Source organism: Afifella sp. YEN Y35 (genome assembly GCF_047553465.1).
Taxonomy (GTDB): Bacteria; Pseudomonadota; Alphaproteobacteria; order Rhizobiales; family Afifellaceae; genus Afifella; species Afifella aestuarii.
Map to the genome: position 1 here is coordinate 549394 of NZ_CP180203.1, position 23986 is coordinate 573379.

At 63.7% G+C, this 23986-nt stretch carries 26 protein-coding genes and 1 other RNA gene; 14 read left to right on the plus strand and 13 right to left on the minus strand.

Going from position 1 to position 23986, the window contains the following annotated elements:
• Positions 1-41: 41 nt before the first annotated feature.
• Positions 42-1124 carry a hypothetical protein gene (locus ACK8CP_RS02625; protein ID WP_414833260.1) on the plus strand — a complete coding sequence of 361 codons (1083 nt, stop codon included), beginning with the start codon at positions 42-44 and terminating at the stop codon, positions 1122-1124.
• 75 nt (positions 1125-1199) lie between these two features.
• Positions 1200-3467, plus strand: a complete 2268-nt coding sequence (locus ACK8CP_RS02630) for a hypothetical protein (protein WP_414833261.1) — start codon at positions 1200-1202, stop codon at positions 3465-3467.
• A 46-nt stretch (positions 3468-3513) separates the two neighbouring features.
• Here the strand turns inward: ACK8CP_RS02630 and ACK8CP_RS02635 are convergent, their stop codons facing one another.
• From ACK8CP_RS02635 to ACK8CP_RS02655, 5 genes are all read right to left on the minus strand, one after another.
• Positions 3514-4695 carry an alanine racemase gene (locus ACK8CP_RS02635; RefSeq protein WP_207145344.1) on the minus strand — a complete coding sequence of 394 codons (1182 nt, stop codon included), beginning with the start codon at positions 4693-4695 and terminating at the stop codon, positions 3514-3516.
• A gap of 162 nt (positions 4696-4857) precedes the next feature.
• Positions 4858-5244: a hypothetical protein gene (locus ACK8CP_RS02640; RefSeq protein WP_414833262.1), complete on the minus strand. Its 387-nt coding sequence runs from the start codon at positions 5242-5244 to the stop codon at positions 4858-4860.
• 268 nt (positions 5245-5512) lie between these two features.
• Positions 5513-5680 carry a hypothetical protein gene (locus tag ACK8CP_RS02645; protein ID WP_164879577.1) on the minus strand — a complete coding sequence of 56 codons (168 nt, stop codon included), beginning with the start codon at positions 5678-5680 and terminating at the stop codon, positions 5513-5515.
• Positions 5665-6558, minus strand: coding sequence for a methylenetetrahydrofolate reductase [NAD(P)H] (metF, locus tag ACK8CP_RS02650; RefSeq protein WP_414833263.1), 894 nt, complete (start codon positions 6556-6558; stop codon positions 5665-5667). The genes ACK8CP_RS02645 and metF overlap by 16 nt, the downstream gene beginning before the upstream one ends.
• Positions 6555-7565: an ArsR/SmtB family transcription factor gene (locus ACK8CP_RS02655; protein ID WP_414833264.1), complete on the minus strand. Its 1011-nt coding sequence runs from the start codon at positions 7563-7565 to the stop codon at positions 6555-6557. Before ACK8CP_RS02655 ends, metF begins: the two co-directional genes overlap by 4 nt.
• Positions 7566-7753: 188 nt before the next feature.
• Here ACK8CP_RS02655 and ACK8CP_RS02660 point away from each other — a divergent pair, with 188 nt between their 5' ends.
• Together ACK8CP_RS02660 and ACK8CP_RS02665 are read left to right on the plus strand one after the other, a co-directional pair.
• On the plus strand, positions 7754-8332 hold the full coding sequence (locus tag ACK8CP_RS02660) for a TrmO family methyltransferase (protein ID WP_414833265.1): 579 nt from the start codon (positions 7754-7756) through the stop codon (positions 8330-8332).
• A 238-nt stretch (positions 8333-8570) separates the two neighbouring features.
• Positions 8571-8774 carry a cold-shock protein gene (locus ACK8CP_RS02665; RefSeq protein WP_092810980.1) on the plus strand — a complete coding sequence of 68 codons (204 nt, stop codon included), beginning with the start codon at positions 8571-8573 and terminating at the stop codon, positions 8772-8774.
• A gap of 94 nt (positions 8775-8868) precedes the next feature.
• On the opposite strand, the gene ACK8CP_RS02670 is transcribed toward ACK8CP_RS02665, so the two are convergent.
• On the minus strand, positions 8869-9192 hold the full coding sequence (locus tag ACK8CP_RS02670; RefSeq protein ID WP_414833266.1) for a c-type cytochrome: 324 nt from the start codon (positions 9190-9192) through the stop codon (positions 8869-8871).
• Between the two features lie 125 nt (positions 9193-9317).
• Here ACK8CP_RS02670 and ACK8CP_RS02675 point away from each other — a divergent pair, with 125 nt between their 5' ends.
• Complete coding sequence (locus tag ACK8CP_RS02675) at positions 9318-9551, plus strand: KTSC domain-containing protein (RefSeq protein WP_414833267.1); 234 nt, start codon at positions 9318-9320, stop codon at positions 9549-9551.
• On the opposite strand, the gene ACK8CP_RS02680 is transcribed toward ACK8CP_RS02675, so the two are convergent.
• The 3 genes from ACK8CP_RS02680 to msrB form a co-directional block, all read right to left on the minus strand.
• On the minus strand, positions 9490-10032 hold the full coding sequence (locus ACK8CP_RS02680) for a hypothetical protein (RefSeq protein WP_414833268.1): 543 nt from the start codon (positions 10030-10032) through the stop codon (positions 9490-9492). The two genes, ACK8CP_RS02675 and ACK8CP_RS02680, sit on opposite strands and share 62 nt — an antisense overlap.
• Before the next feature lie 116 nt (positions 10033-10148).
• On the minus strand, positions 10149-10349 hold the full coding sequence (locus tag ACK8CP_RS02685) for a DUF2905 domain-containing protein (protein ID WP_234628473.1): 201 nt from the start codon (positions 10347-10349) through the stop codon (positions 10149-10151).
• Between the two features lie 29 nt (positions 10350-10378).
• A complete protein-coding gene (gene msrB / locus ACK8CP_RS02690) occupies positions 10379-10831 on the minus strand; it encodes a peptide-methionine (R)-S-oxide reductase MsrB (RefSeq protein WP_414833269.1) in 453 nt (150 codons plus the stop codon).
• A 207-nt stretch (positions 10832-11038) separates the two neighbouring features.
• Here msrB and ACK8CP_RS02695 point away from each other — a divergent pair, with 207 nt between their 5' ends.
• Positions 11039-11227, plus strand: a complete 189-nt coding sequence (locus ACK8CP_RS02695) for a hypothetical protein (RefSeq protein WP_234628471.1) — start codon at positions 11039-11041, stop codon at positions 11225-11227.
• A 63-nt stretch (positions 11228-11290) separates the two neighbouring features.
• Here ACK8CP_RS02695 and ACK8CP_RS02700 read toward each other — a convergent pair whose 3' ends face one another.
• Complete coding sequence (locus ACK8CP_RS02700) at positions 11291-15160, minus strand: hydantoinase B/oxoprolinase family protein (RefSeq protein ID WP_414833270.1); 3870 nt, start codon at positions 15158-15160, stop codon at positions 11291-11293.
• Between the two features lie 114 nt (positions 15161-15274).
• Between ACK8CP_RS02700 and ACK8CP_RS02705 the strand changes: the two genes are divergently transcribed.
• The 5 genes from ACK8CP_RS02705 to rnpB all read left to right on the plus strand — a co-directional run bounded on the left by ACK8CP_RS02705 (position 15275) and on the right by rnpB (position 19198).
• On the plus strand, positions 15275-16261 hold the full coding sequence (locus tag ACK8CP_RS02705; protein WP_414833271.1) for a TRAP transporter substrate-binding protein: 987 nt from the start codon (positions 15275-15277) through the stop codon (positions 16259-16261).
• Positions 16262-16318: 57 nt separating this feature from the next.
• Positions 16319-16876, plus strand: coding sequence for a TRAP transporter small permease (locus ACK8CP_RS02710; RefSeq protein ID WP_414833272.1), 558 nt, complete (start codon positions 16319-16321; stop codon positions 16874-16876).
• Positions 16876-18180 carry a TRAP transporter large permease gene (locus tag ACK8CP_RS02715; protein WP_414833273.1) on the plus strand — a complete coding sequence of 435 codons (1305 nt, stop codon included), beginning with the start codon at positions 16876-16878 and terminating at the stop codon, positions 18178-18180. Before ACK8CP_RS02710 ends, ACK8CP_RS02715 begins: the two co-directional genes overlap by 1 nt.
• A 3-nt stretch (positions 18181-18183) precedes the next feature.
• Entirely contained in the window at positions 18184-18714 is a 531-nt protein-coding gene (locus tag ACK8CP_RS02720) for a winged helix DNA-binding protein (protein ID WP_414833274.1), read from the plus strand.
• 50 nt (positions 18715-18764) lie between these two features.
• Positions 18765-19198, plus strand: an RNA gene (gene rnpB / locus ACK8CP_RS02725) — RNase P RNA component class A.
• Positions 19199-19213: 15 nt separating this feature from the next.
• On the opposite strand, the gene ACK8CP_RS02730 is transcribed toward rnpB, so the two are convergent.
• The 3 genes from ACK8CP_RS02730 to ACK8CP_RS02740 form a co-directional block, all read right to left on the minus strand.
• Positions 19214-19915, minus strand: coding sequence for a lytic transglycosylase domain-containing protein (locus ACK8CP_RS02730; protein ID WP_414833275.1), 702 nt, complete (start codon positions 19913-19915; stop codon positions 19214-19216).
• Between the two features lie 129 nt (positions 19916-20044).
• On the minus strand, positions 20045-20803 hold the full coding sequence (locus ACK8CP_RS02735; protein WP_414833276.1) for an N-acetylmuramoyl-L-alanine amidase: 759 nt from the start codon (positions 20801-20803) through the stop codon (positions 20045-20047).
• A complete protein-coding gene (locus ACK8CP_RS02740; RefSeq protein ID WP_414833277.1) occupies positions 20800-21516 on the minus strand; it encodes a TerB family tellurite resistance protein in 717 nt (238 codons plus the stop codon). The genes ACK8CP_RS02735 and ACK8CP_RS02740 overlap by 4 nt, the downstream gene beginning before the upstream one ends.
• Positions 21517-22143: 627 nt before the next feature.
• On the opposite strand from ACK8CP_RS02740, the gene ACK8CP_RS02745 reads away from it, so the two are divergent.
• From ACK8CP_RS02745 to ACK8CP_RS02755, 3 genes are read left to right on the plus strand one after another with little or no spacing between them, the layout of a single operon-like run.
• Positions 22144-22599 carry a division/cell wall cluster transcriptional repressor MraZ gene (locus tag ACK8CP_RS02745; protein WP_234628462.1) on the plus strand — a complete coding sequence of 152 codons (456 nt, stop codon included), beginning with the start codon at positions 22144-22146 and terminating at the stop codon, positions 22597-22599.
• On the plus strand, positions 22599-23621 hold the full coding sequence (gene rsmH, locus ACK8CP_RS02750; RefSeq protein WP_414833278.1) for a 16S rRNA (cytosine(1402)-N(4))-methyltransferase RsmH: 1023 nt from the start codon (positions 22599-22601) through the stop codon (positions 23619-23621). Before ACK8CP_RS02745 ends, rsmH begins: the two co-directional genes overlap by 1 nt.
• Complete coding sequence (locus ACK8CP_RS02755) at positions 23618-23974, plus strand: hypothetical protein (RefSeq protein ID WP_234628460.1); 357 nt, start codon at positions 23618-23620, stop codon at positions 23972-23974. The genes rsmH and ACK8CP_RS02755 overlap by 4 nt, the downstream gene beginning before the upstream one ends.
• Positions 23975-23986 lie beyond the last annotated feature (12 nt).

Genomic DNA, 23986 nt, shown 5'->3' on the forward strand with positions numbered 1-23986 from the left:
CTGCTCGGGAAAAGCCGGGCTTTTCTTTGCTTGAACGCCCAGTGGACGAACTCACCTTCGAGCCAGATGGCTTTCCCGCGCTTGCCTTCCGATCGGCATCTCCCGAGGGCTTCGAATGGGAGCGTCTCAATGTGGGACGAGACGACTTCAAGGCCGCAGAAATCTTCCCCGCCTTCCGCGAGGTGCTGGCTGGCCGGCATTCTGACGAGAGGCGGGCTGAGATCCACGTCTATGCTGCAGAGATTGACCTGAAAAGGGTTGGGCTTGGTATCGATTACGCCCGGTTGCTTGCCGCGGTCTGGGCTCCTTCCAACGGTGATGCGGTTTCGCATAGCGCTGTCTTCGGCGAGGCGCTCGGAACGAGCGAAGCGACAGAACCGGGCTTAAGAATGCGCATCTCCGTCTTTCGGCGAGGAAAGGCGCTTCTGATTGTTCGCGCAGAGGCGGAGGAAGACGACTGGTCGAGTTTTGAGACGGAGATTGCCACCTTTGTCGGCTCCATTTCATTTGTGGAGCCGGCGGCTGAAGATCCCGCCCTTCAAGATGCCAAGACGGTGCGCCTCGATGCCCCCGCAGAGAGTGGTGAGATCGATACGCTGGAGATCGTTTTTCCGGCGCATTGGCGCGACCTCAATCTCTCCGCGCCCGCCCTGGACGGCAAAGGCGATATCCGTTTCCTCGTCGATGATGCCGATCCGCTGGAAAATACCGGGGTCATGCCATTTTCGTTTCGTCTTGCTGAGGGGAGGGTGCCGCACGGGGTCGAGGACGGAGGACGGCTCGCATCGGTTCTCGTGGAGGTCCTGCTTACCAATATGCTGCCCGGCCGCGAGCCCGGTCTGAAGCCTCTTGCGGGCGGCCGCTACGCCGATTTCGGTGATCTCACCGAGTTCACCGGCTATTACACGTTTAAGGTGACGATCAAGGATTTCCCACGCGCAAGCGCGGCGAGCGCCCTCGTGACCGTGAACAAGGATCGCATCGTCGGATTTGCCAGCATTTCAGCCTATCCAGAGGATCTCAGCCTATGGGGCGCACGCCTTCACGTGAATTACGTGAAGCATCAATTGGAAAAGGCGATCCGGGATTATTGGGAGCGCTCGGCGCAGTCGACGTCACGCTAATAGGATTACCAGCAAGGATGGGTGAGCAAGTTACAACCAGGCGCTCACTCAGGGGTATATCGGAAGCTGTCGCCCATGACCGAACCGTCGTTGCTCGCCGCTCATGTCCCGCTCGAAAAGGATGCTTTCGACCGCTTCCTGAAAACCATAGCCCCAGTCTTTGCCGAGCCTGCAGCCAGCATCATCGTCGATCGGAGCGAAGACTGGCTCATCCTGCGCTATCTGAAGAGTGAGGCGGCGGCTTTCCTCGCCTTCATCTACAATTGGGGCGACACGGGCGAAGAGATCATGGCACGGCCTTACTTCGACGCCTTCTTGAAGATCGCGGACTTCATGCCAGAAGGCGCAAGCGGCCGGCTGCTAATCTCGGCAGGAGCGATGAACTTCCTGACGGATCCGATCGATGCGGCCTTCACGCTCACAAAGAAGGGCGGTGCGCGTCGGGATGACGACGGGCTCGACGAGGACGAGAAAAAGCGCTTCGACGCCCTGCTGAACAAATACATGTTCGGCTCCAGGCCCTACGAGCAGCCCTATCAAGAGGCGATTGGGCGAAGTACCGTTCTCGACGCGCGCATTCGCAGGAGAGTTCGCACGCTGATCGAGACGCGGCGTCGTGAGATCGCCAGGGAGCGCCTGCCTCAGGCGACGCTTTTGAGGCCGGTGCGCCTGTTTGAAGGTTTCCATTACAACGGACACTTCACGACGCATTACGACACCGGCAGGCTATGGCCGCTGCCGGGGTTCGATGCCTTTACGGCCGAACAGACGTCGTGGGGTGCCAAGGATGCGCGCCATGCGGTGGTCGGCCGTCGCCTGATCGAGACCGATCCCGCTTCGTTTCGGGCCATCCCGACCGAGCCCGAAATGGAGCGATGCCTCTATCGCGATGATCGACAGGTCTACACGCCCACGGGCGAGGTGATTTCGGGCGCGGATCCTGAAAGCTTCGAATATGTCGGTGGCGGCTACGCGCGCGACAAGCGCCGCTGGTACACGATCGAGGGAACCGTGCTGGACGATGTCGGCAAGGAAGGGCATGTCGACACCCGGCTCTACTATACGCGCGACGCTTTGCTGATCGGCGAACGGGCGGTCTATCTCGGCGGGAAGCCCCTACCAGTCGATCCAGGCAGCGTCGAGGTGGTCCGGCTCGAACGCGTCCGGCAAAGAGGGATGCGCGAGCATAGCCTTGGATGGCTTGTCGACCGGGATGGCGCCCTCATCATTCATGACGTGATAAGCGCGTTCAAAGAACCGGAGTGGCAGCGGACGGATGACCCGGAAGCGCTGTGGGATGCGTTGAAGGAGGCTGATGAAAAGGCGCTGCTGCCGCCTCTCACAAGAGAGCTGTACGAATTCGAGGCGATCTGTCCCAAGGACGATCCCGATCCGGCTCAACTTCAATTGATCGCCGAGTTCGGGGCCGGCTGGTTTGCCAGAAACACGGAAGCGTTTCTCGCCGAACGGCCTTTCGACGATCGCTTCTGGTGGCTGATGGTGAAGTATTTCTACGCTTGCTGGACCCTCGGCCGCGGCGACGACATCGTGGAGCTTTATGAGCGTGTCGCGGCAGATGCCTGGTGGAACCCCTATGTCTTCCATCATGCAGCCTGCGCCTATGTCGCTGCGGGCGACCTTCAGTCGGCATTGAAGGCCGTCTATCTGGCCCTGGCCTGCGGCTATGACCGGATCGACGACATGCTGGTGGATCAGGATCTTTCGCCGCTCTTTTCGAGGGAAGAGTTCCAGCGCCTCAAAGCCTTTCGCGAGGCCAACAAACAGGTGCGGCGCCCCTTCCTGCCACTCGTCGCATTGCAGTCGTTGGCCACCCGAGCCTTCGATGATGGGGCTATGAGCTTGATCTGGTCGTTGACCAATCGTTTTTTCATTCCCGACAGGGCGGCGCTGGAGAACTGCTTGCCTGACCAAGAAACAAGGAACCTCTACCGTCAATTGTTGCTTCAGGTCGCCGATGACCTTGTCCGCGCTCAGTGGGATGGAACTGACGAGATACGTCTGGATAAGCGCTTCTACCGTCGGATCCGCGATATCGAAGGTCTTTCGCCGGCCGTCCACCTCGCCGGCGCTCTTTTCTTGTTCTCAGAAGGTTTCTTCTGGGTCGACATGAAGCGCGACGATAACGAGGAGCGCGGGGAATTCGTCGAGGCAGTGGAAGCGCTCGGGCGCATGCGCCAGGCCTTGGCCGAAAACCCGGCAGCGGCCGAGGATGCTCTCTGGATGGACCTGTCCACCCATGCCTTTGTCGCACCTTTCGTTGCGCTCGCTGACGCTGGAGGTCATCGAGATGCTCATCGCGATCGCCCGGACCGCGGACAATGAAGATATCCGCCCCAAAGCTGAAATCGGTCTGAAAGGCCGGAGGAGCTCAGTCGGCCATGGTCTCGATCGCGGCAAAGCCTTCCGGCTTGTCGCCTTCGTCGAAGGGGGTTTCCACCTCGACGACCGTGTCGGGATAAAAGCCGTTGAAGCGGCTTCGAAGCGACAGGGAATAGGCGCCGATATGGCCGATCTCGATCCAGTCGCCGGTATCGACCGTCTCCGGCAGCCAGAACGGGCGCGAGAGAATGTCGACGCTGTCGCAAGTGGCGCCGCAAACCTTGAACGGCACGATTTCGTGCGGATTGCCGGAGCGGCGCTTGCGGGCCGGATCGGGAATGAAGCGCGCGGGAAGGGTGATCTTGCCCGTCCAGGAATCTGAGAGCGACGCCCAGATGCCGTCGTTGATGTAGATGCGTTTGCCCTTTTTCAGGAGCACGCGGACGATCAGCGAAATGGAGCGGGCGACGATGACGCGACCCGGCTCGGCAATGAGCGGCAGGTCGGCAAAACCCCATTCCGTCAGATCTTTTCGAAGCCGCGCCATGATCTCGTCGCGGTCCGGCATGATGCGCTTCTTGCGGCGCGGATCGTAGCCGTAGGGTGCCGGAAATCCGCCGCCGACATCGAGGGCCGTCAGCTCGACACCGGAGCGGGCGCGCACCCAATCTGCGGAGCCCAGCGCGCGCTCGTAGATTTCCGGGTCTTCGATCTGGCTGCCGACATGGAAACAAAGGGCCGGCTTGAAGCCGATGCCGGCGATGCGCTGCAAAAGTTCCACCGCATGGGCGGGGGTGGCGCCGAACTTTTTCGACAATTCGTAGGTGGCCGAACCCTTGGTCTGCAGACGCACGAACAAGGTCAGATCTGCCGGATCGAAATCGAGCGCCCGCACGATCCGCAGGATTTTGGCCACCTCGTCCTCGTGGTCGAGAGAAAGGGTGCGGATGCCGTAGCTTTCGAGCGCCAGGCGGATATCCGACTGCGCCTTCACCGGGTGCATGTAGAGGAGTTCGGCGTTGGGCGAGGCTTCGCGCGCGGCCGCAAATTCGGCGGGACTGGCGACGTCGAAGGTTTTCACGCCGGCATCGGCGATGGCCTTGAGAACGAAGGGCTCGCCGTTGGTTTTGACGGCATAGGCCGTCTTGCCAGGGAACGCCTGCGCAAAATGCGCAACGTCCTCGGCGAGGACCTGTGGATGGAAACAATAGACCGGAACATCCGGCCGCATCTCCAGCGCAGCCTCGCGTGCGTCGGTGAAGGTTTTGATCGTTTTGGCCCCGTCGTCTTCAGGAATCGCCGTTGGCGGTGTTTAGCAGGACAGGGCGGCCGGGCGAAGACCCGGCGGCATATTATCCGCGTCGTCTTTCCCGTCTCGGCGCAGGTTTTTCGATCAGCCCCGGTGCAGCTCGTCCATATCGTGGATGCGGGGTCTGCGCCGTGCGCCGGCGACGGCCACGGCTGGACGCGGGGCCGGGCGCGGAGACAGAGACGGGAGCGCCATCAGGCGCCGGCGCCGGCGCCGGCGCCGTTTCGGGCCGATGGGCGGCTCGTCACCTTCCTCCGCCGACAGAAGGACGCCGCTTGCGGTCACCGCGCCGCCGAAGGTGAGGGCAAAGAAAGCCGCCAGAAGGGCGAGCGGCAGAAGGGGCGTGGATGAGTGAGAGATCAGCGTCCACAAACCGCCGGTGTCGAAGCCCAGTAGAATCGCCAGGAACAACCAGCCGACGAGAGCGCCAAGCGCGACGTGCACGAACAGGAAGCGAAACAGATGGGGCAAGGTCGCGTCCTCCGCAAAAACGGTATTCTATAATACTTCTAAGTTCATATCCAGATGCGAAAACAGTGTCGGAAAGCGTCTGTTTAGGCCCTCGGAGGAGCGCGGAAACAAAAAAAATCTATGCCGGCTTAGCGGGATTGTCGCGCCGCAGCATGCCTAAACCGCTGGTATTTCGGAGAGAATCTGACTGCGGCGACTTGCCGCATGAAGAGAACAATGCGTCGCAATGACGAAAAACATTCCTGTCAGCAATGTTTGGGGTTAGACTTTAGACGTAAAAGATGCGGGAGGATGCCATGAACCTGGCGAAATCAATCAACATGATCGCCTTGATATCTGCCTTTGTCTTTATCTGCGCGATCGTGCTGGGCGCGGTGTGATATCGGCGACGTTCAACTCTTCTTCGGCTGCGCGGCGCGCTCATGCCGCGCAGCATGTCCTTTCCCCTTCGAAAACTCCTGCCGCTTTCAAGACCGCCGAGACGAGGCGGTGCTGGTTCATCGTGTAGATATGAAAGCCGGAGACGCCGCGCTGTGCGAGATCGTCGATCTGGCGCGCGGCGAGGTCGGCCGCGGCTTCGAAATGCGCCTCGCCTGAAAGCTCCGATAGCGGCAGAAGATGCGCCGGGATGCGCGCGCCGCAGCGGCCGGCAAAGGAATGTACGGCGGCGAAGCGGTGCACAGGCAGGATGCCCGGCACGATCGGAATCGTGATGCCGGCGGCCGCAACCTTCTCCACATACCGTTCAAAATCGTCATTGTCGTAGAAGAACTGCGTCAGGGCACGGGTCGCGCCGGCATCGACCTTGCGCTTCAGGATGTCGATTTCGGTGTCCCAGTCGGGGCTTTCTGGATGGCGCTCCGGATAGGCGCTGACGGAGATCTCGAAATCGTCGATGCGGCGAAGGCCGCGGATCAAGTCGGCCGTATCGGTGTAGCCCTCCGGATGCGGGGCATAGGGCGTCCCGGGCCCCTCGGGCGGGTCGCCGCGCAGGGCTACGAAATGCCTGACGCCGAAGGTCTGAAAGGTCGCGATCGCCTCGTTCGTAGCGGAGCAGGCGGCGGAGACGCAGGTGAGATGCGCGGCCGTCGGCAGGCCGACTTCCTGCGTCAGTATCTCCACCGCCGCGAAAGAGCGGTCCTTCGACGTGCCGCCGGCACCATAGGTGACGGAGACGAAATCCGGCGCAAAGGCTTTGAGCCGCTCTGCCGTGTCTTTGAAGGCGGCGAATTGCTCGGGCTTCTTGGGCGGAAAGAACTCGAATGAGAGCTCGAGCCTCTTCGGTCCGGCGGTGTGGTGGGCTGCAGGCGTCATGCGAGCGCTCCTTCCTGGAGGGGTTCCGCGTCTTCGTCGGCTTCGGCCTTGAAGGCTGTCGCGATGGTGACCGTCAAATGCTCGTCCTCCCTCGCCGGGGACTTGGGGGCGAGGTGCTGGATGGAGAATTGCTCGAGGGCGGTGGCCGACAGCCATTGCGTGAGCTGCTCGTCGGAGAAGCCGAGCCTCAGATGCGCGTGGTTCTGGCGCAGGAACTCCAGATGATGGGGCGCGAAGTCGACGACGAGCAGCATCCCGCCCGGGGCCAGAACCCGAGCCGCCTCCGAAAGTGCCGCCCGCGGATCTTCCAGAAAATGCAGAACCTGATGGATGACGACGACGTCAAAGGACGCGCGCGGCAGGGGAAGATTGAGCGCATCGCCGCTGCGCAGCCGCACATGCGAGAGGCCCGCGCGTTCCAGGCTCGTCCGTGCAAGCGCCAGCATCTGCGGCGAGCGATCGATGCCCGTCAGCCGCTCGGCGCAATCGGCAAGGAGTTCGAGCATGCGGCCGGTGCCGGTGCCGATGTCGAGGAGAGAACGGGGATGGTGGCCGCTCAGCGCGGCGCGGATTGCCGCCTCGACCTCCTTTTCGGGCACGTGCAGGGAACGCAGCCGATCCCATTCCTCGGCATGGCGCGCGAAATAGAGTTCTGCCGTTTCCTGGTTGCGGCGGCGGATGAGCTCCAGCCTGTCGCGATCGCGGCGCAAATCCGTCTCGTTGCGCAAGGGATCGGCCTGCATGGCGGTCAGGGCCGCCCGCGCCAACGCCGCCGCTTCGCCGTCGGAGGCCAGCCGGTAATAGACATGCGCGCCTTCCGGCAGCCGGCGAATGATGTCGGCTTCCGTCAAGATCTTCAGATGCCGGGAGATGCGTGGCTGCGACTGGCCGAGGATTTCCACGAGCTCCTTGACGGGGCGCTCGCCCTCGGCAAGCAGCGCCACAAGGCGGAGCCGGGTTTCATCGGCAAGCGCCTGGGCGGCGCGCGCAAGTTTCGTCAGGCCCATCGAGACCTCTTTCAAAAAGATATAAAGATAGCATTATATCTTTTTGGAGCGTCGTGCAACGGTCGGCGTTCGTCTGCCTGCCGGGGCCGATCGTCCCGCAGCCGCCGTCTCGCAGCCTCGTGCTTGCGACGCTCTCACGCTTGAACCGCGTCGCGACCTTTGCCTAACTCCTTCGAAAGGAGAGGCGCATGGCGGACGACAGGAACGATCCCGGGACGGTGGGCTCCGGCTCGCAACAGGAAAAATCGGATGCCAGGGCCCGTTCGTGGGAAAACCCGACGCGGGAGGGGGAGATCGCACTCGCCTTCGATCCGGGCGAGCGAACGCCTGACGCGGGTCTCGTCTATATCGGTCATGCCAAGACGCCGTGGGTTGGACCCGGCGAATGCCCGCGCAACATCCGTCAGGCGCGCGAGCGAGCGGAGGCCGAAGCGGGTCTCGGCTTTTCGCTGCAGATCGACGAGCCCTACCGGCCAGGCCTTGCCGATTATCGACCGGGTCAGGTGGTTTTCGTGCTCATGTGGATGGACGGGGCACGACGTGATCTCATCGTCCAGGCGCCGAAGCATCGCGAAAGGCCGGCCGGCGTCTTCTCTTTGCGCTCGCCCGTGAGGCCCAATCCGATCGGGTTGTCGCTCGTCTCGATTGTCGAGATGGACCAGGAGAGGGGGATCATCGTCGTCGACGCCCTCGATTGTCTCGATGGTACGCCGATCATCGATTTGAAGCCGTGGGCCCAGACGGCCGACATTCCAGCCGCGCGCTGAGACTGGTTCAAGGGCGGATTTCAACGCCCAAGACCGCGGAAGCCGATTTCTTTGGTCGGACACGGCCTTGAAACGGCCCTCTTCGGCCTCCATATCCGCGTCATCCAGGGCGACTTCATGGGCGCCCGCGCCACAAGCCCCGCGAAAGCCGGGCGGCGCATATTCCCAATCAATCCATCACATCGCTGAACGCAGCCGCGGAGCGCGGCGCGAAAGTGAGTCAAAGGACACCCGAATTATGCACACAGGCAACGTTGTCTGGTTCGACACCCGCCGAGGCTTCGGCTTTATCCGCCCCGATGAGGGCGCCGACATTTTTGTTCACCGCACCGCGCTGGAGCGCGCCGGGCTGGCGACGCTTCAGCCCGACCAGATCGTCTTCTTCGACGTCGAGATGCGCGATGGCGCGCCGACGGCGACGGATCTGACCGCCCTCAATTGAGGCGGAGCCCCGGTTTCGGGGATCGAAGACTTTTCCATGGACGGGCCGCCGCATGCGGCCCGTTTCGATTCCGACTGCCGCGTTCGGCCAGGCCTCAGCCGCGAAGCGCTTCGATATAGGCGGTGAGGTCGCGGATCTCCTGTCGCGTCAGGCTCATATCCGGCATCACCGGATGCGGGTCGGCGAGGAAGGCGGCAAGCGCCGCGAGGCCCTTGCCGCGATATTTCTCTCCGATTGCGGCGAAGCTCGGTGCGGCGGGCGTGGCGCTCGTCTGCGTCTCCATGACGACGTGGCAGGCGGCACACCATTTCTGGGCAATCGCCTGTCCCTCCTGCGCATCTCCCGCCGCCAAGGCCGGTGGGGCAAGAGACAAGAGCATCGCGAGAGCGCAGGCCGAGTGATGCAGGGACGAGGACATGAGGGCCTCCGAAGAGTTTCTTGGCACCTTGCGCCTGTTAAACCGCAGATCGGCATTCTTCAGCGGACGCTTCGCCGCTTCCTCCGTCTCGCCGGCCGCGGGGCCGAGCCTAGATACGTGCTCGCATGGAGGTTCTGGAGCATGTCTTTCAATCGGAGGCCTTGAAGCAGGCGCTCTACGTGCCGGCGGAGAAAGCGCTTTTCATCGCTTTCCAGACGGGCCGCATTTACCGCTACGACCATGTCCCGAAAGCCGTCTTCGCCGGGCTCACGGAGGCGCAGTCGGCGGGCGCCTATTTCAATGCTGTCGTTCGTCATTATCCGTATCGGGAGGTGGAGACGACGTCTCTGCAGCGCTAGAGGGCCGGCGCGGCCGCGGCTTCAGGGTGAGCGAGCCGGTATATTCGAGCGCCGTCCGATCCTTCATGTTGAGAATGACACGGATGGTGCCGCCGCCGCTCAGGCCTCGATATTTGCCGGTGCCGTCGATGGCGACCCATTCGCCGCCGCGTTCTCCGTCCGAGGTCCAGGAGAGCCACCAGAGATCGCGGTCGTGGTCGATGGTCGTGCAGATCCCGGCGCCAAACGGCGTCTCGCCTTCGGCCGTATAGAGCGTTCCCACACAATCCTGCGCGCTCAGATGCAGCGGGCTCGCCTCTCTCTTGTCCTTGATGATGCCCTTCTGGACGAGGGCGGTGAGACGGCGTCCCTCGCCGAGCCGCGTCTGTCGGTTGGTGGTGGTGTAGACGACGGTGCCATCCGTCTCCAAGGCGGGGACCTGCGCTTCGGCTGCTGCGGGCGCGATGACAGCCAACATCAGCCCAAGAATGGCGGTTCGCATGAGATCTGCCTCCCCCGGCACAGCCTCGACCGAAGCGCAGGATGAGGCAGCTTTTGGTTGAGCGCAAGGCAGGTTTTCGGCCGCGTTGAACGCGGCCTTTTCCGCTCTTTGCCGGCCTACCTGTTGAAGAACCACAGGATGAGCGAGAGGACGAGGCTCACGATCACCATCGTGGTGATCGGAAAATAGAACGAGACATTCTCCCGCTCCACCGCGATGTCGCCGGGCAGGCGGAAGAGGCCGAACCTCGAAAGGAGCGGCCAGAGAAGGCCCGCCGCGACGAGGGCGAGCCCGATGAGGATCAGCGTCTTCGACATCGTGCCGTGTCAGCTCGCAGGCGCGCCGGTCATTCCGTCTCGAATTCGAGCGCGGCCGAATTCATGCAATAGCGCAGACCCGTCGGGCGCGGGCCGTCGGGGAAGACGTGACCGAGATGGCTGTCGCAGCGGGCGCAGCGCGTCTCGATGCGGCGCATGCCGTGGGAATTGTCCTCGATCTCGCGCACATGTTCCGGATCGAAGGGCTCGTAGAAGCTCGGCCAGCCGGTGCCGGATTCGAATTTCGTCACCGAGCGGAAGAGCGGCAGGCTGCAGAGCTTGCAGATGTAGACGCCGTCTTCCTTGTTGGTGAGAAGACCGCCGCAGAAGGGCGTCTCCGTGCCGTGGTCGAGCATGATGTGACGCTCTTCCGGCGTCAGCTTTTCGGCGAGCTTGTCGCGTTCGGCGCCGCGGATCGGCGTCAGATCATAGCCGGATTGCGAAACATGCTGGCCATCGGTCTGGGCGGCGGTGTCGGTCATGAGAGATCTCCCTGTTTGAAGAGGGATATAGGGAGCGATTGCCGGCTGCGAAGACGGTACCCGGCGATCGGCTGCATCTTCTGGACATGAGGACGGTCGAGGCGCGGGTCGATCAACGCCGATCCTGCGTGGGGAGGAGGCGCCTGGCGGCGGGAACGAACCCTGTGCGCCCCGCATTGTGGCACGGAACATAAGACGGAGAACGAAATGGCTGAAAGCTCAGGCGGCAACACCTTTCTCGCCTTCATCGTCGGGGCGCTTCTCGTCCTTGTCGTCATCCTCTTCCTGGCACTCGGCGGCGTGAACCTCTTCACGGGTGGCGGCGGCGGTGGGCCAGACGTGAACGTCGACATCCAGGCGCCTGCGCCGGGTGGTGGCGATGGCGGCGGCAGCTGAGCAGGTCGCAAGGTTTTCTCTCAAGACGGCGCGGAGGTGTTCCGCGCCGTCCGTGTATGAGCGTCAGGCTGCCCCAAATCCCCCGCCGGTCGGCGTCGTGACGATCACCGCTTCGCCGGCTTTCAGAACCGTCTGATCGGCGCCTTCGAGCTCTTCGAGGCTTCCATCGAGGCGTCGGATTTCGGTTTTACCGACTTGCCCGGCCGCGCCGCCTTTGAGCCCGTGTGGGGGAACTTTTCGGTGGGAGGAAAGGATGGCGCAGTCCATTTCTTCCAGGAAGCGGATGGTGCGGCGCGTGCCTGATCCGGCCGAAAACGCGCCGTGGCCGCCCGATCCGCGGCGGATATGAAAATCCTCCAGCAGCACCGGATAGCGCATCTCAAGAACTTCCGGATCGGTGAGGCGCGAATTGGTCATGTGCACATGGACGCCATCCGTGCCGTCGAAGCCGGTGCCGTCGTTCATCGTGCCGGCCGGTGAGCCCGAACAGATCGTCTCGTAATACTGGTAGGTGGCGTTGCCAAAGGTGAGGTTGTTCATGGTCCCTTCGGAGGCGGCCATGGCGCCGAGGGCGCCGAAGAGGGCGTTCGTCACCTGCTGGCTCGTCTCGACATTGCCGGCGACGACGGCGCGCGGATATTCCGGCGACAGCATCGACCCTTTCGGGAGAACGATTTCGATCGGCTCCAGGCAGCCGGCATTCATCGGGATGTCGGCCTCCACCATGACGCGGAAGGCGTAAAGCACGGCGGCGCGCGTCACCGGGGCAGGGGCGTTGAAGTTGTTCTCTTTCGCCGCCGACGTGCCGGTGAAATCGACCTTGGCGGAACGGTTCTCCTTGTCGACCGTGATCGCCACCTTGATCACGGCGCCCTGGTCGGTTTCGACGGAAAATTCCGAATCCTTCAGGCTCTCGATGACGCGGCGGACGCTTTCGGCCGCATTGTCGCGGACATGGCGCATATAGGCCTGCACGACATCGAGGCCAAACTCCGCCACCATCTTGCGCATCTCCGCGACGCCCTTTTCGTTGGCGGCGATCTGCGCCTTCAGGTCGGCGACGTTCTGGTCCGGGTTGCGGCAGGGATAGGCATGGTCGGTCAAAAGCTCGCGGAGTGCGTCCTCGCGGAACCGGCCCCGATCGACGAGTTTGAAATTGTCGATCAGAACGCCTTCCTCGTCGACGTTGGTCGCCCGCGGCGTCATCGAGCCCGGCGCCACGCCTCCGACATCGGCATGGTGGCCGCGTGAGGCGACCCAGAAGAGGATGCGCGGCTTTCTTTCGGACTCGCCGTCGTCTGCGCGAAGGGCAGGCCGGGTGACGGGAGCTGAGTCGGACCCCTCACCCGACGTCTCTTCCTTCGTCGGAGGCGCCACCCTCTCCCCGGCGGGGAGAGGAATGGTGTCTGCGGCATCCCGAGTGCTCGGACCCGCTGTCTCGTCGTCGATCTCGAAGACCGGCGTGACGACGGTGATGTCGGGAAGATGCGTGCCGCCGTTGTAGGGGGCGTTGAGGGCGTAGACGTCGCCGGGGCGAATGTCCGGGTTCTTCTCGCGCACCGTTTCCACCGAGCGGTCCATGGAGCCCAGATGCACCGGCATGTGCGGGGCGTTGGCGACGAGCGTGCCGTTCGGCCCGAAGACGGCGCAGGAGAAATCGAGCCGTTCCTTGATGTTCACCGAATAGGCGGTGTTCTGAAGCGTCACGCCCATCTGCTCGGCAATCGACATGAAGAGGTTGTTGAAGATCTCGAGAAGCACCGGATCGGCCCTGGTGCCGATCGCGTGGTCGCGCGCCATCGCCTCCGTGCGCGTCAGGATGACATGGTTCTTCGCCGTGATCTCCGCCGACCAGCCGGGCTCGATGACGATCGTCTGATGGTCCTCGATGATGAGCGCCGGGCCCTTGAGGCGGGCGCCGGGGGAGAGCTCGGCGCGCTGCGCGATCGCAGCCTCGTGCCAGGCGCCGGCCGAAAAGAATCGGGTGGTGGCTTGCGGCCGCACGTCCTCGGAGATCGTGTCCGTTTCCGGCTCGTCGATGTCGGCGCCGCCGCCGACGGCTTCCACCTCGACCTGTTCGGCGATCAAGGGCTTGTCGTCGTAGATGAAGCCGAACTGGGCGCGGTGGGCGTCTTCGAAGGCGGATCGCATTTCAGCTGCCTTGCCGAAAGGCACCGGGATCGGCGTATCGGTGCCCTCGTAGCGCAGATGCGCCTTGGCGATAATCGTGATCTCTGAATCGCTTATCGCCTGGTCTTGAAGTTCTTGGCGGGCCTCTTCCTCAAGTTCTGATTCAACGCGTTGAAGTTCTGATTCAGAATCCGCTGCGAGCGGCAGGACCGTGGCGCGGCTCTTGTTGGCGCGCACATCGGCGAGCCCCATGCCGTAGGCGGAGAGGACGCCCGAAAGCGGGTGAATATGCACCTTCTGCATGCCGAGCCTGTCGGCGATCTGGCAGGCGTGCTGGCCACCGGCCCCGCCGAAGCAGGAAAGCGCGTAATGGGTGACGTCGTGGCCGCGCTCGACGGAGATTTTTTTGATGGCGTTCGCCATGTTTTCGACGGCGATTTTCAAAAATCCGTCGGCAATCTCCTCAGGTGTGCGGTGCCTGCCGTTCTCGTCTGGTCCGATCTCACCCGCAAGCGCTTCGAAGCCCTTTTCGACCGCCTCAATGTCGAGCGGCTCGTCCTGGTTCGGGCCAAAAATCGCCGGGAAATTCTCCGCCCGGATTTTGCCGGCCATGATGTTGGCGTCGGTGACGGTGAGGGGACCGCCGCGGCGGTAGGCGGCCGGTCCGGGATCGGCGCCGGCCGAGGCGGGGCCGACCTGAAAGCGGCCCGAGGCGTAAGAGAGGATCGAGCCACCGCCAGCTGCCACCGTGTGGATGCGCATCATCGGGGCGCGCATCCTGACCCCCGCCACCTCCGTCTCGAAGGCGCGTTCGAGGTCGCCCGCAAAATGCGAGACGTCCGTGGAGGTGCCGCCCATGTCGAAGCCGATGATCTTGTCGAGCCCGGCCATCTTCGCGGTTTCGGTGGCGCCGACGACGCCGGCGGCGGGGCCTGACAGGATCGCGTCCTTGCCGGCGAAAAGTTCCGCCGCCGTCAACCCACCCGAGGACATCATGAACATGAGACGGGGCGCATCGGGATCGTGTGGCTCGGCCGGGTCCGCCGTTTCCTTGATGCCGAGATCGCGGGCGACGCGGGCGATGTAGCGAGCGAGGATCGGCGAGAGATAGGCGTCGACCACCGTCGTATCGCCACGGCCGACGAGTTTGACGAGCGGTGAGGTTTCGTGGCTGACGGAAACCTGGGTGAAGCCCATGTCGCGGGCGATCTCCGCCACGGCGGCCTCGTGCTCGGGGTATTTCCAGGCATGCATGAAGACGATCGCGAGTGCGTCGAAGCGATCGTCCTTCAAGGCCTGAAGCGTTTTGCGGATCGCGGCTTCATCAGGCGCCGCCTCGACCGTGCCGTCGGCGCGCACGCGCTCGTCGATTTCTTCGACGCGATCATAGAGGAGGTCCGGCAGGACGATCTTCTTCGCAAAGATATCGGGGCGCGCCTGGTAGCCGATGCGAAGCGCGTCGCGGAAACCTCGGGTGATCAAAAGGGCCGTGCGCTCGCCCTTGCGCTCCAGAAGCGCATTGGTGGCGACCGTCGTGCCCATCTTGACCGCGCCGATCTTCTCCGACGGCATTTTCTCGCCAGCCGGAACCTCGAGAAAGCGGCGGATCGCCTCGATCGCCGCATCGTCATAGGCGCCGGGATTTTCCGACAGGAGCTTCATCGCGGAGAGTGCGCCCGCGGGATTGCGGGCCACGACATCCGTGAAGGTGCCGCCCCTATCGATCCAGAAGTCCCATTTCCCGCCGGCTTCCGATTGTGCCACGATCGTCTCTCCCGTCGCTCGATTGGCTATCGGAAGCATGTCGGGAAGAAAACGTCAACACAACGTTGACAAATCGTCGGGGTGCGAACAGTCTCGGCACAGCTGCGGGACGCCGGCTCGGGCTCTCGCGAAAAACCAAGAGGGAGAGCATCGATGTACAAGACATTTCTGGGGGCGCTCGCGCTCGCCGGCTTCGTCGCCAATGGCTTAGCGGTTACGGGTGCCCAGGCGCAGACCGCCTGGGACATGCCGACGCCTTATGGCGACAGCAATTTCCACACGCAGAACATCGCCAAGTTCGCCGAGGATGTGAAAGAGGCGACGGACGGCGATCTCACCATCACCGTCCATTCGGCCGGATCGCTGTTCAAGCATCCGGAGATCAAGGATGCGGTGCGCAAGGGGCTGGTGCCGATCGGCGAGGTGCTCGTCTCGCGCCTGTCCAACGAAGATCCGATTTTCGGGCTCGATTCCGCGCCCTTTGTGGCGACGAGCTATGACGACGCCAAGAAGCTCTACGACGCGCAGAAGCCGGAGCTCGAAAAGGTGCTCGATCAGCAGGGCCTGACGCTTCTCTATTCCGTGCCGTGGCCGCCGCAGGGGCTTTACACCACCAAGGAAGTGACGAAGGTCGAAGATCTCGCCGGCCTGAAGATGCGTGCCTACAACGCGGCAACAGAGCGGCTCGCCCAGCTTGCAGGCGCAGTGCCGACGCAGGTCGAAGTGCCCGATCTGCCGACCGCCTTCTCCACCGGACGCGTGGAGGCCATGGTCACGTCTCCCTCGACGGGCGCCAATTCCAAGGCCTGGGATTACGTCAAAATCTATACGAACACGCAGGCCTGGCTGCCGAAGAACATGGTCTTCGTGAACAAGCGGGCTTTCCAGAGCCTCTCGGAGGAAGATCAGAAGGCGGTGATGGAAGCCGCTGCCGCCGCGGAGACGCGCGGCTGGGAAGCCTCCAAGACGGAGACCGAGGAAAAGACCCAGGAGCTCAAGGACAACGGCATGACGGTCGAAGAGCCGACCGACGAGCTGATGAGCGGCCTGAAGAAGATCGGCGAGACGATGGCCTCGGAATGGGCCGAGGAAGCTGGTGCGTCCGGCAAGGCCGTGCTCGATAACTACAAGAGCATGTGAGGCAACACGGCCGGCCCAAATCTGAGCCGGCCGTTTTCATTCGAGCGGAGGACAACGATGCGCAAGGCGCTCGACATGCTCTATGCCGCCTCCGGGGTTGCCGCGGCTGCCGCGATCGTCGCCATTGCGGTGCTTGTTTCCGTTCAGGTGCTCGGGCGCGTCGCCGACAAGGCGCTGCAGCTTTTTGGCTATCCCGTTTATGGCTTTCTCATCCCGTCGCTGGCGGAAATCTGCGGCTTCCTGTTGGTGGCGGCATCCTTTCTGGCGCTCGCCTCGACGCTGCGCCATGGCGTGCATATCCGCGTCAATCTTCTCCTGCAGTCGGTGCCGGAGGCGGCGCAGCGGCCGCTCAATGCTCTCGTCCTCTTGGCGGGCACGGCGCTCTCCGGCTTCCTCGCCTTTCAGGGGGTGAACCTCGTGCTTGAATCCTATCGGTTCGGGGAGGTGTCTTTCGGCATCATTCCGATCCCGCTGTGGATCCCGCAGACCACGATGGCGGCAGGCCTCGTCATCCTGACGATCGCGCTCCTCGACGATCTCCTCGTGCTCGTTCGCGGACAGGTTCCGGTCTTCGCCCAGCATGAAGGCGAGGATCTGGTGGAAGGACGCGAGTGATGGGTCTCGGCACAATCTCCGCGCTTCTTGCCTTCGGGCTTTTGGGGGCGCTCGCTCTCGGCCTCTGGGTGGCGCTGTCGCTTCTCGGCGTGGCGCTCGTCGCCATTCTTCTGATGACCAACGTGCCGGCCGGCGCCGTGACGGCGACGGCGGCCTGGGGTGCGTCGAATTCCTGGGATCTGACGGCGCTGCCGATGTTCATCTGGATGGGTGAGATCTTGTTCCGCACGCGCCTGTCGGAGGACATGTTCGCCGGCATCTCGCCCTTCATGCGGCGCATTCCGGGGCGGCTTCTGCACGTCAATATCGTCGGCTGCGCCATCTTTGCCGCCGTCTCGGGCTCCTCGGCCGCCACCACGGCCATGATCGGGCGCATGTCGCTGCCGGAGCTGCGGGGGCGCGGCTACGACGAGAAGATGGCGATCGGGACGCTGGCGGGCTCCGGCACGCTCGGGCTTTTGATTCCGCCCTCGATCATCCTCATCGTCTATGGTGCGGCGACGGAGCAATCGATCGCGCGCCTCTTCATCGCCGGCATCCTGCCCGGCGCGATGCTCGCCTGTCTCTTCATGGGCTATGTCGTCGTCTGGTCGCTCGTGCGCCGGTCTGGCATGCCGGAGGCCGATCCCTCGACGAGCATGCGGCAGAAGTTTTCGGCGGCGCGCCGGCTTTTGCCGGTCGTTCTTCTCATCGTCGGCGTCATCGGTTCGATCTATGCGGGGCTTGCCGCACCGACGGAGGCGGCTGCGATCGGCGTCATGCTGGCGCTTCTGCTCTCCTGGGTGACGGGCACATTGACGAGGGCAAGCTTTGCCGAAGCGCTGATGAGCGCCACGCGCACCTCCTGCATGATCGCCTTCATTCTCGTGGGGGCGGCGGTGCTGACGGTCGCGATGGGATTTACGGGCATCCCGCGGGAGCTCGCCTCGGCGATCGGCGCGATGGATTTGTCGCCCGCCGCACTTCTGGCGGCGCTGACGCTCCTCTTTATCGTGCTCGGCTGTTTTCTCGACGGCATTTCGGTGGTGGTGCTGACGACCTCCGTCATCCTGCCGATCGTGGAAGCGGCGGGCTTCGACCTCATCTGGTTCGGCATCTATCTCGTTCTTGTCGTGGAAATGAGCCAGATCACGCCGCCGGTCGGTTTCAATCTCTTCGTTCTGCAGGGCATTACGGGGCACAACATCTTCAAGGTGGCGGTGATGGCGCTCCCGTTCTTTCTCATCATGGTGGTGGCGGTGGCGCTGATCGCGGCATTCCCGGATATCGCGCTCTTTCTGCCGCGCACCATGCTCGCAAGGTGATCCATGGCGGCGACCCCTAAACGAACCACGGAGATCGGCCCGATCGTCTCGGCCGCGCATCTCGCGGAAGGGGAGATGCCCGCGCTGTCGGAAGTCGAGTTCGCTCTGGAAATGGCGAACAACGCCTTTTCGCGCTGGATGGTGCGTGGCATGGCCGCCGCCGGTGTGGACGGATTGTCGGCGCTCGACGTTCTCGTTCTTCACACGGTCGCGCATCGCGCACGGATGAAGACGGTCGCCGACATCTGCCTCGTTCTCAACATCGAGGACACGCACACCGTCACCTACACGCTGAAGAAGCTCGAGCGGCTCGGTCTCGTCTCCTCCAGCCGGCGCGGCAAGGAGAAGGCGGTCGCCGTCACGCGCGAAGGCGAGGCGGCGTGCCTGCGCTACCGCGAAATCCGTGAGACGCTGCTCGTGGAGGCGGTGAAATCGCTCGGCCTCGACGAAGCGGAGATGAGCCGGCTCGCCGCGCTGCTCAGGGCGCTCTCCGGCCATTACGATCAGGCGGCGCGGTCAGCCGTGTCATTGTAGTCACTCCGGCGGCATTGACGCCGCCTTCCGCCAATGCCACCTGTCGCGCGCCAGCCGGCCGGACGGCCGCTTCGCCAAGTCTCGAAAGGGCGGCGGAGAGGAAAGTCCGGGCTCCATGGAAACACGACGCCGGGTAACGCCCGGCGAGGGAAGCTGCGCTGCAAAGCGCAGACGAACCTCAGGGAAAGCGCCACAGAGAGCAGTCTGCCTCTCCGCTTCGGCCGAGAGGTGAGGGTGAAAGGGTGGGGTAAGAGCCCACCGCGGACGCAGCGATGCGGACGGCACGGCAAGCCCCGTCGGGAGCAAGACCGAGAAGGGGCGGCAGGGACGAACGTCTTCGGGCGCTTGCGTCCAGGCCGGTTTTCAGGCCAGCCGCTCGGGTAGGTCGCGAGAAGCGCCGGGTAACCGGCGCTCCAGATGAATGGTCGTCACGTCGTGGGAGACCGCGGCCGTACAGAACCCGGCTTACAGGCCGGCTGGCATACTTCCCGCTAAAAAATCAGACGGTTGGTCCGGCGGAGGCCAAGGCCGTCTTGACGCGACCGCAATAGGCTGCTGCGCCGGAGGTCATGCGTGTTGCGTAATGGCCGGCGTTGTAGCGCAGAAGCGTGCCGCAGGTCGTGCCGCCGCCGAGTTCATAGGCGCGGGCGAGATAGCGCATGCCCCATTCGAGGTTCGTTTCCGGATCGTAGAGCGCCTGGATCGAACCGGTATAGCCGAGGCCGCGGGCCGTCGCCGGCTTGATCTGCATGAGGCCGATCTCGCCGGCGCTGCCGGTGGCGCGCGGATTGAAGCGGCTTTCCACCATCACCACGGCGCTTGCGAGTTCCACCGGCACGCCATGCTTTGCGGCTGCCTTGGCGACGAGCGCATGCAGATCGTTCGCAGGTTTTGCGGTCTTGCCGGCCATGTCCTTCTTCGCTTCGGCCGTTTTCTCGGTGCGCGCGACGGCGTCCGTGCTGCCGGTGCTTTTGGGTGCCGCGTCGTGCGCACGGGCGATGATGAAGGCTTTCGAGCTGTCGCCTGAGCTGGCCCGTGGCGTACGCGCGGTCTTCTGCGTGGCGGTGTCGCTCTTTTCGGTTGTGGTTTCGGATGCGGCCTGCCGCTGTGCGCCGATGATCAGATCTTTGGAGGCATCATCTGCGAAAGCAGGCTGGATGAAAGCGGTGCCTAGCAGGACCGCTGCAATCGTTCTCTTCAACTTTGACCCCTTTGCCGGTCTCTTCCGGGCGGGGCGGGTAAAAAGCCCAGATGGCCACAATGTGCGGGTTCCAAGGTCATTTGATGGAACACGACATGTGACGCAGCGGCGGGCAAGTCCCTGAACCGACTAAGCTTCGTCGATCGTGGCGAGGAGCTTGCGCAGTGTCTGGAGCGTCGAACGATCGACGATGCCGTCGATGCGCTCGGGGCGGAAGTGCCTCTGGAAGGCGGCCACGATCGTCTGGGTGTGCTCGTCATAAACGCCGCTGACGGTAACCCCGTAGCCATAGAGAGCGAGGAGGCTCTGGAGGTCGGCGACGTGCTCGCCTTCAGCGCCGAGAGCGAAGAGCGGTTCGGAGGAGGCGGGCTCCGGCGGCACGAAATGGCCGATCCCCGCCTTCGCAAGCTGGTGCCAGGGAAAGAGTTCGCCCGGATCGAGCTTGCGCTCGGGTGCGACGTCGGAATGGCCCAGAACGCGTCGGGCCGGGATTTTGTGGCGTTTCAGGATATCCCGGCACAGGGCGATGACGCTGTCGATCTGTCGAGCGCCGAACGGCGGCAAGGGCTTGCCGTCTTCGAGTGCCGCATGGCCCCAATTGGCGATCTCGATGCCGATCGAGCGGGCATTGATATCGCACGCGCCGTTCCATGAGGCGCGGCCGGCGTGCCAGGCGCGATCTTTCTCGTCGACGAGCTGGAGGCGCGTGCCGTCCGTGCGAACGAGATAGTGGCAGGAGACTTGCGCGGCGGGGTCGCACAGCCGAGTGAGTGCCGCGTTCTCATGCTCCATACCTGTATAATGCAGGAGAAGGAGATCGATCGGCTCGCCGTTCCGAGAGTTGAAATTGGGCGATGGCTGCCACTCGGCGAGGGGACTGTTGCTCATTGATCGGAGGCCGAGCCTCGCGAGGCGAAGGAGCGTCCGCGGCCGATCTCCTCCCAGGCCGCGTTGATCGCGGCCAGCCTGTCATTGGCGATCGCGATGAATTCTTCGGGTACGTTGCGTGCGATCAAGCGATCGGGATGGTTCTCTCGGACGAGCTGGCGGTAGCGATCTCGCAACTGTTTTTCGTCCCACGAGGGATCCGCGCCGAGAACCAGCCAGGGATCGGCCTCGCCCATATGCACATGGCGGGCCCGGATGCGCTCGAAATCACGGCCTTCGAAACCGAAGATGGCTGCGACCCGCTCCAGATAAGAGAGCTCGCGCTGATGCACGGCGCCGTCCGCCTTGGCGATGGCGAAGAGGGCATCGAGAATGTCTTCCAGCATCGCCGGATCGTCCTGCAGGAGACGGGCGGCGTCCTGCGCGTAGGCCTCGAAACCCGCAATGTCGGCGCTTGCCAGACGATAGATGCGGGCGACGTTCTTCTCGTCTGCGGGCGGGACGGTGAAGAGCCTTTCGAAGGTCTCGATCTCCTCGAAGGAGACGATGCCGTCAGCCTTCGCCATTTTCGCAGACAGGGCGATCATCGCGATCGTGAAGGCGATCTCCTTGCGCCTTTCGCTTCCCGAGAGCTGCAGCAGCACGTCGCGCAGGCCGGCGATCGCCGCGCCCGTGCGGTCGAGGAAGTCGGACAGACGCGACCAGATGCTCATGGATGTCCTGCTGAGGTGGTGAAGCGAACTGTCAGCGGCGTCGGAACCGCTTTTGTGTCCCTAGCGGGGCGAAAGTGTCCAGGCAAGAATAAGCGAATTCCTCAGCGCTTCTCCAGGCCTGGCGTGGCGCCTCGAGCCTCGATCGCCCGCCGCGAGCCTGAGCGCCCGATAGTGAGCGGGCAAGGCAGCGCGACGCGAACGTCGCGCTGCCTCGGGCCGCCAGGCCGGCACCCGATCGGCCGGCGGCCGATCCCTTGCCCACTCGTCCTGTAACGGTCGCAGGGAGCTTTGCGTTCCGGCCTCGGCCTCTCTCTGTGCGTCTCTTTCATGCTGCCGGAAATCCTTGCCGGCAAAGGGTTTAGGCAATCGCGGAAGGTTCCGCTTACCGCCTGTTTACCTTGTGAGCGCATCTCTTTCAGACCATCAGAACGGTGCTCCGGCCCGCCAGATTCCATTGCAAACCATGGTATCCCATGCTATCCCATGGATACCCGGAATGGATCGGTAGGGATGATGTGCGTGGGGTTCTCGGCGCGCTTCGTCTTTCGTGTTTGCGGAATGCCGTGACCTTGCCGGGGTGGGCGGCTCGATGACCGCTATGGGGTGTGCAGGCGTATGGACGGGTTCGTGGCAACCTTCACCAACCGGCTCGATGCGAAGGGCCGGGTGTCGGTGCCTGCCCAGTTCCGTGCGGTGCTTGCGCGGGAAGGGACGGAAGGGCTGTTTTGTTATCCCTCACTCGACCAGGACGCGATCGATTGCGGCGGCGCTCGTCTTCAGGACGAGATCAGCAAGCGCCTGCAAGCCTTCGAGACGTTCTCGGAGGATTACGAGACCCTTTCCACGGCCTTCTATGCCGACAGCCGTCTCCTGAAGATCGATCAGGACGGTCGCATCATGCTTCCCGAGGAATTCATCGAGTTCGCTGGCATCAAGGATGCGGCCGTATTTGCCGGCCTCGGCCTCAAATTTCAGATCTGGGAGCAGGAGAAGTTCCAGGCGCGCCGTCAGGTCGCCCGCTCCAGACTGCGCAGCATCATCCGTTCGCTCGACGGCAAGCGGCCGTCCGAGGGCGACGCGTGATGGGCGGGTCGGAAAGCCTGCCGAACAATTCCCCGCATGTCCCGGTGATGCTCGAGCCGGTCATGGAGGCTCTCAATGTGCGCGCCGAGGGGCGCTACATCGACGGAACATTCGGCGCCGGCGGCTACAGCCGCGCCATCCTCGAGGCGGGCGGCGCGGTTCTGGCGATCGATCGCGATCCGAGTGCGATCGCCGGCGGTGCGGCTCTTCTGGACGAATACGGGGCGCGCCTGCGTCTCATCGAAGGCCGTTTCTCCGAGATCGAGGCGATCGCTGAAGACAACGATTTCACGCCAGCCGATGGCGTCGTTCTCGATATCGGCGTGTCCTCCATGCAGCTCGATCAGGCCGAGCGCGGCTTTTCATTTCGTTTCGACGGCCCGCTCGACATGCGCATGGGCGCGGACGGTGCGTCTGCCGCCGACGTCGTCAACCGTGCCTCGATCGGCGATCTTCAGCGCATCATCGGCCATCTCGGTGAGGAGCGCCGCGCCGGGCGCATTGCCCGCGCGATCGCCGCGGCCCGCGAGGACGAGCCGATTACGCGCACCGCGACGCTCGCCGCCATCGTCGAGAAGGCGGCCGGAGGCCGGGCTCCCGGTGCCCATATCCATCCCGCGACGCGCACCTTTCAGGCGCTGCGCATCTTCGTCAACCGTGAGCTCGACGAGCTCGTTGAAGCGCTTGCGGCAGCGGAGCAGGTTCTGGGCGAGGGCGGGCGGCTGGTCGTCGTCGCCTTCCATTCGCTCGAGGATCGCATCGTCAAGCGCTTCCTGCGTCTGCGCAGCGAGGAGCTGCGCGGTTCGCGCCATCAGCCGCTGAATGTCGGCCCGGCGCCGAGCTTCAAGGCGCTCAATCGCGGCCTCAAGGCCGATGATGCGGAGACCGCGCGCAATCCCCGGGCTCGCTCCGCGGTTCTGCGTGCGGCCGAACGCACCGCGGCTCCCGCTCACCCTCTCGATATCACGCGCCTCGGCGTGCCGCGTCTTGTCGGTGTCGCCGGGCCGGAGGCCTTCGCATGATGCGTGTTCTCAACATCGTCGCTATCGCCGCGGCGCTCATCGCGGCCTTTTCCGTTTTCAATCTGAAGTACCAGGCTGAGGGCGTCGCCAAAGAGGTCGCGGAGCTGCAGCGGCGGGTCGATCAGGAGAAGGAAAGCCTGTCGCTCCTGCGCGCCGAATGGAGCGTCCTCAACCAGCCGGAACGTGTCGAGGAACTCGTCTCGCGGCATGCCGAAGCTCTCGACCTCGCACCCGTCGAGCCGGCGCAACTTGCTGATCCAAGGCAGATACCCATGCGAAGCATCGCTCCGAGCGAGCAGGACCGTGACCTCCTGACCGGCCTCGCCGGCGACCTTGTGGAGAAACTCCAGTGAGCGTCACGACCG

Excerpts from the sequence above, each read along its gene's own strand:
- ACK8CP_RS02630 (WP_414833261.1), top strand. The coding sequence starts at position 1,200 with ATGACCGAACCGTCGTTGCTCGCCGCTCATGTCCCGCTCGAAAAGGAT.
- ACK8CP_RS02635 (WP_207145344.1), bottom strand. The coding sequence starts at position 4,695 with ATGCGGCCGGATGTTCCGGTCTATTGTTTCCATCCACAGGTCCTCGCC.
- ACK8CP_RS02645 (WP_164879577.1), bottom strand. The coding sequence starts at position 5,680 with ATGCTGCGCGGCATGAGCGCGCCGCGCAGCCGAAGAAGAGTTGAACGT.
- metF (WP_414833263.1), bottom strand. The coding sequence starts at position 6,558 with ATGACGCCTGCAGCCCACCACACCGCCGGACCGAAGAGGCTCGAGCTC.
- ACK8CP_RS02655 (WP_414833264.1), bottom strand. The coding sequence starts at position 7,565 with ATGGGCCTGACGAAACTTGCGCGCGCCGCCCAGGCGCTTGCCGATGAA.
- ACK8CP_RS02660 (WP_414833265.1), top strand. The coding sequence starts at position 7,754 with ATGGCGGACGACAGGAACGATCCCGGGACGGTGGGCTCCGGCTCGCAA.
- ACK8CP_RS02665 (WP_092810980.1), top strand. The coding sequence starts at position 8,571 with ATGCACACAGGCAACGTTGTCTGGTTCGACACCCGCCGAGGCTTCGGC.
- ACK8CP_RS02670 (WP_414833266.1), bottom strand. The coding sequence starts at position 9,192 with ATGTCCTCGTCCCTGCATCACTCGGCCTGCGCTCTCGCGATGCTCTTG.
- ACK8CP_RS02675 (WP_414833267.1), top strand. The coding sequence starts at position 9,318 with ATGGAGGTTCTGGAGCATGTCTTTCAATCGGAGGCCTTGAAGCAGGCG.
- ACK8CP_RS02680 (WP_414833268.1), bottom strand. The coding sequence starts at position 10,032 with ATGCGAACCGCCATTCTTGGGCTGATGTTGGCTGTCATCGCGCCCGCA.
- ACK8CP_RS02685 (WP_234628473.1), bottom strand. The coding sequence starts at position 10,349 with ATGTCGAAGACGCTGATCCTCATCGGGCTCGCCCTCGTCGCGGCGGGC.
- msrB (WP_414833269.1), bottom strand. The coding sequence starts at position 10,831 with ATGACCGACACCGCCGCCCAGACCGATGGCCAGCATGTTTCGCAATCC.
- ACK8CP_RS02695 (WP_234628471.1), top strand. The coding sequence starts at position 11,039 with ATGGCTGAAAGCTCAGGCGGCAACACCTTTCTCGCCTTCATCGTCGGG.
- ACK8CP_RS02700 (WP_414833270.1), bottom strand. The coding sequence starts at position 15,160 with ATGCTTCCGATAGCCAATCGAGCGACGGGAGAGACGATCGTGGCACAA.
- ACK8CP_RS02705 (WP_414833271.1), top strand. The coding sequence starts at position 15,275 with ATGTACAAGACATTTCTGGGGGCGCTCGCGCTCGCCGGCTTCGTCGCC.
- ACK8CP_RS02710 (WP_414833272.1), top strand. The coding sequence starts at position 16,319 with ATGCGCAAGGCGCTCGACATGCTCTATGCCGCCTCCGGGGTTGCCGCG.
- ACK8CP_RS02715 (WP_414833273.1), top strand. The coding sequence starts at position 16,876 with ATGGGTCTCGGCACAATCTCCGCGCTTCTTGCCTTCGGGCTTTTGGGG.
- ACK8CP_RS02720 (WP_414833274.1), top strand. The coding sequence starts at position 18,184 with ATGGCGGCGACCCCTAAACGAACCACGGAGATCGGCCCGATCGTCTCG.
- ACK8CP_RS02735 (WP_414833276.1), bottom strand. The coding sequence starts at position 20,803 with ATGAGCAACAGTCCCCTCGCCGAGTGGCAGCCATCGCCCAATTTCAAC.
- ACK8CP_RS02740 (WP_414833277.1), bottom strand. The coding sequence starts at position 21,516 with ATGAGCATCTGGTCGCGTCTGTCCGACTTCCTCGACCGCACGGGCGCG.
- rsmH (WP_414833278.1), top strand. The coding sequence starts at position 22,599 with ATGGGCGGGTCGGAAAGCCTGCCGAACAATTCCCCGCATGTCCCGGTG.
- ACK8CP_RS02755 (WP_234628460.1), top strand. The coding sequence starts at position 23,618 with ATGATGCGTGTTCTCAACATCGTCGCTATCGCCGCGGCGCTCATCGCG.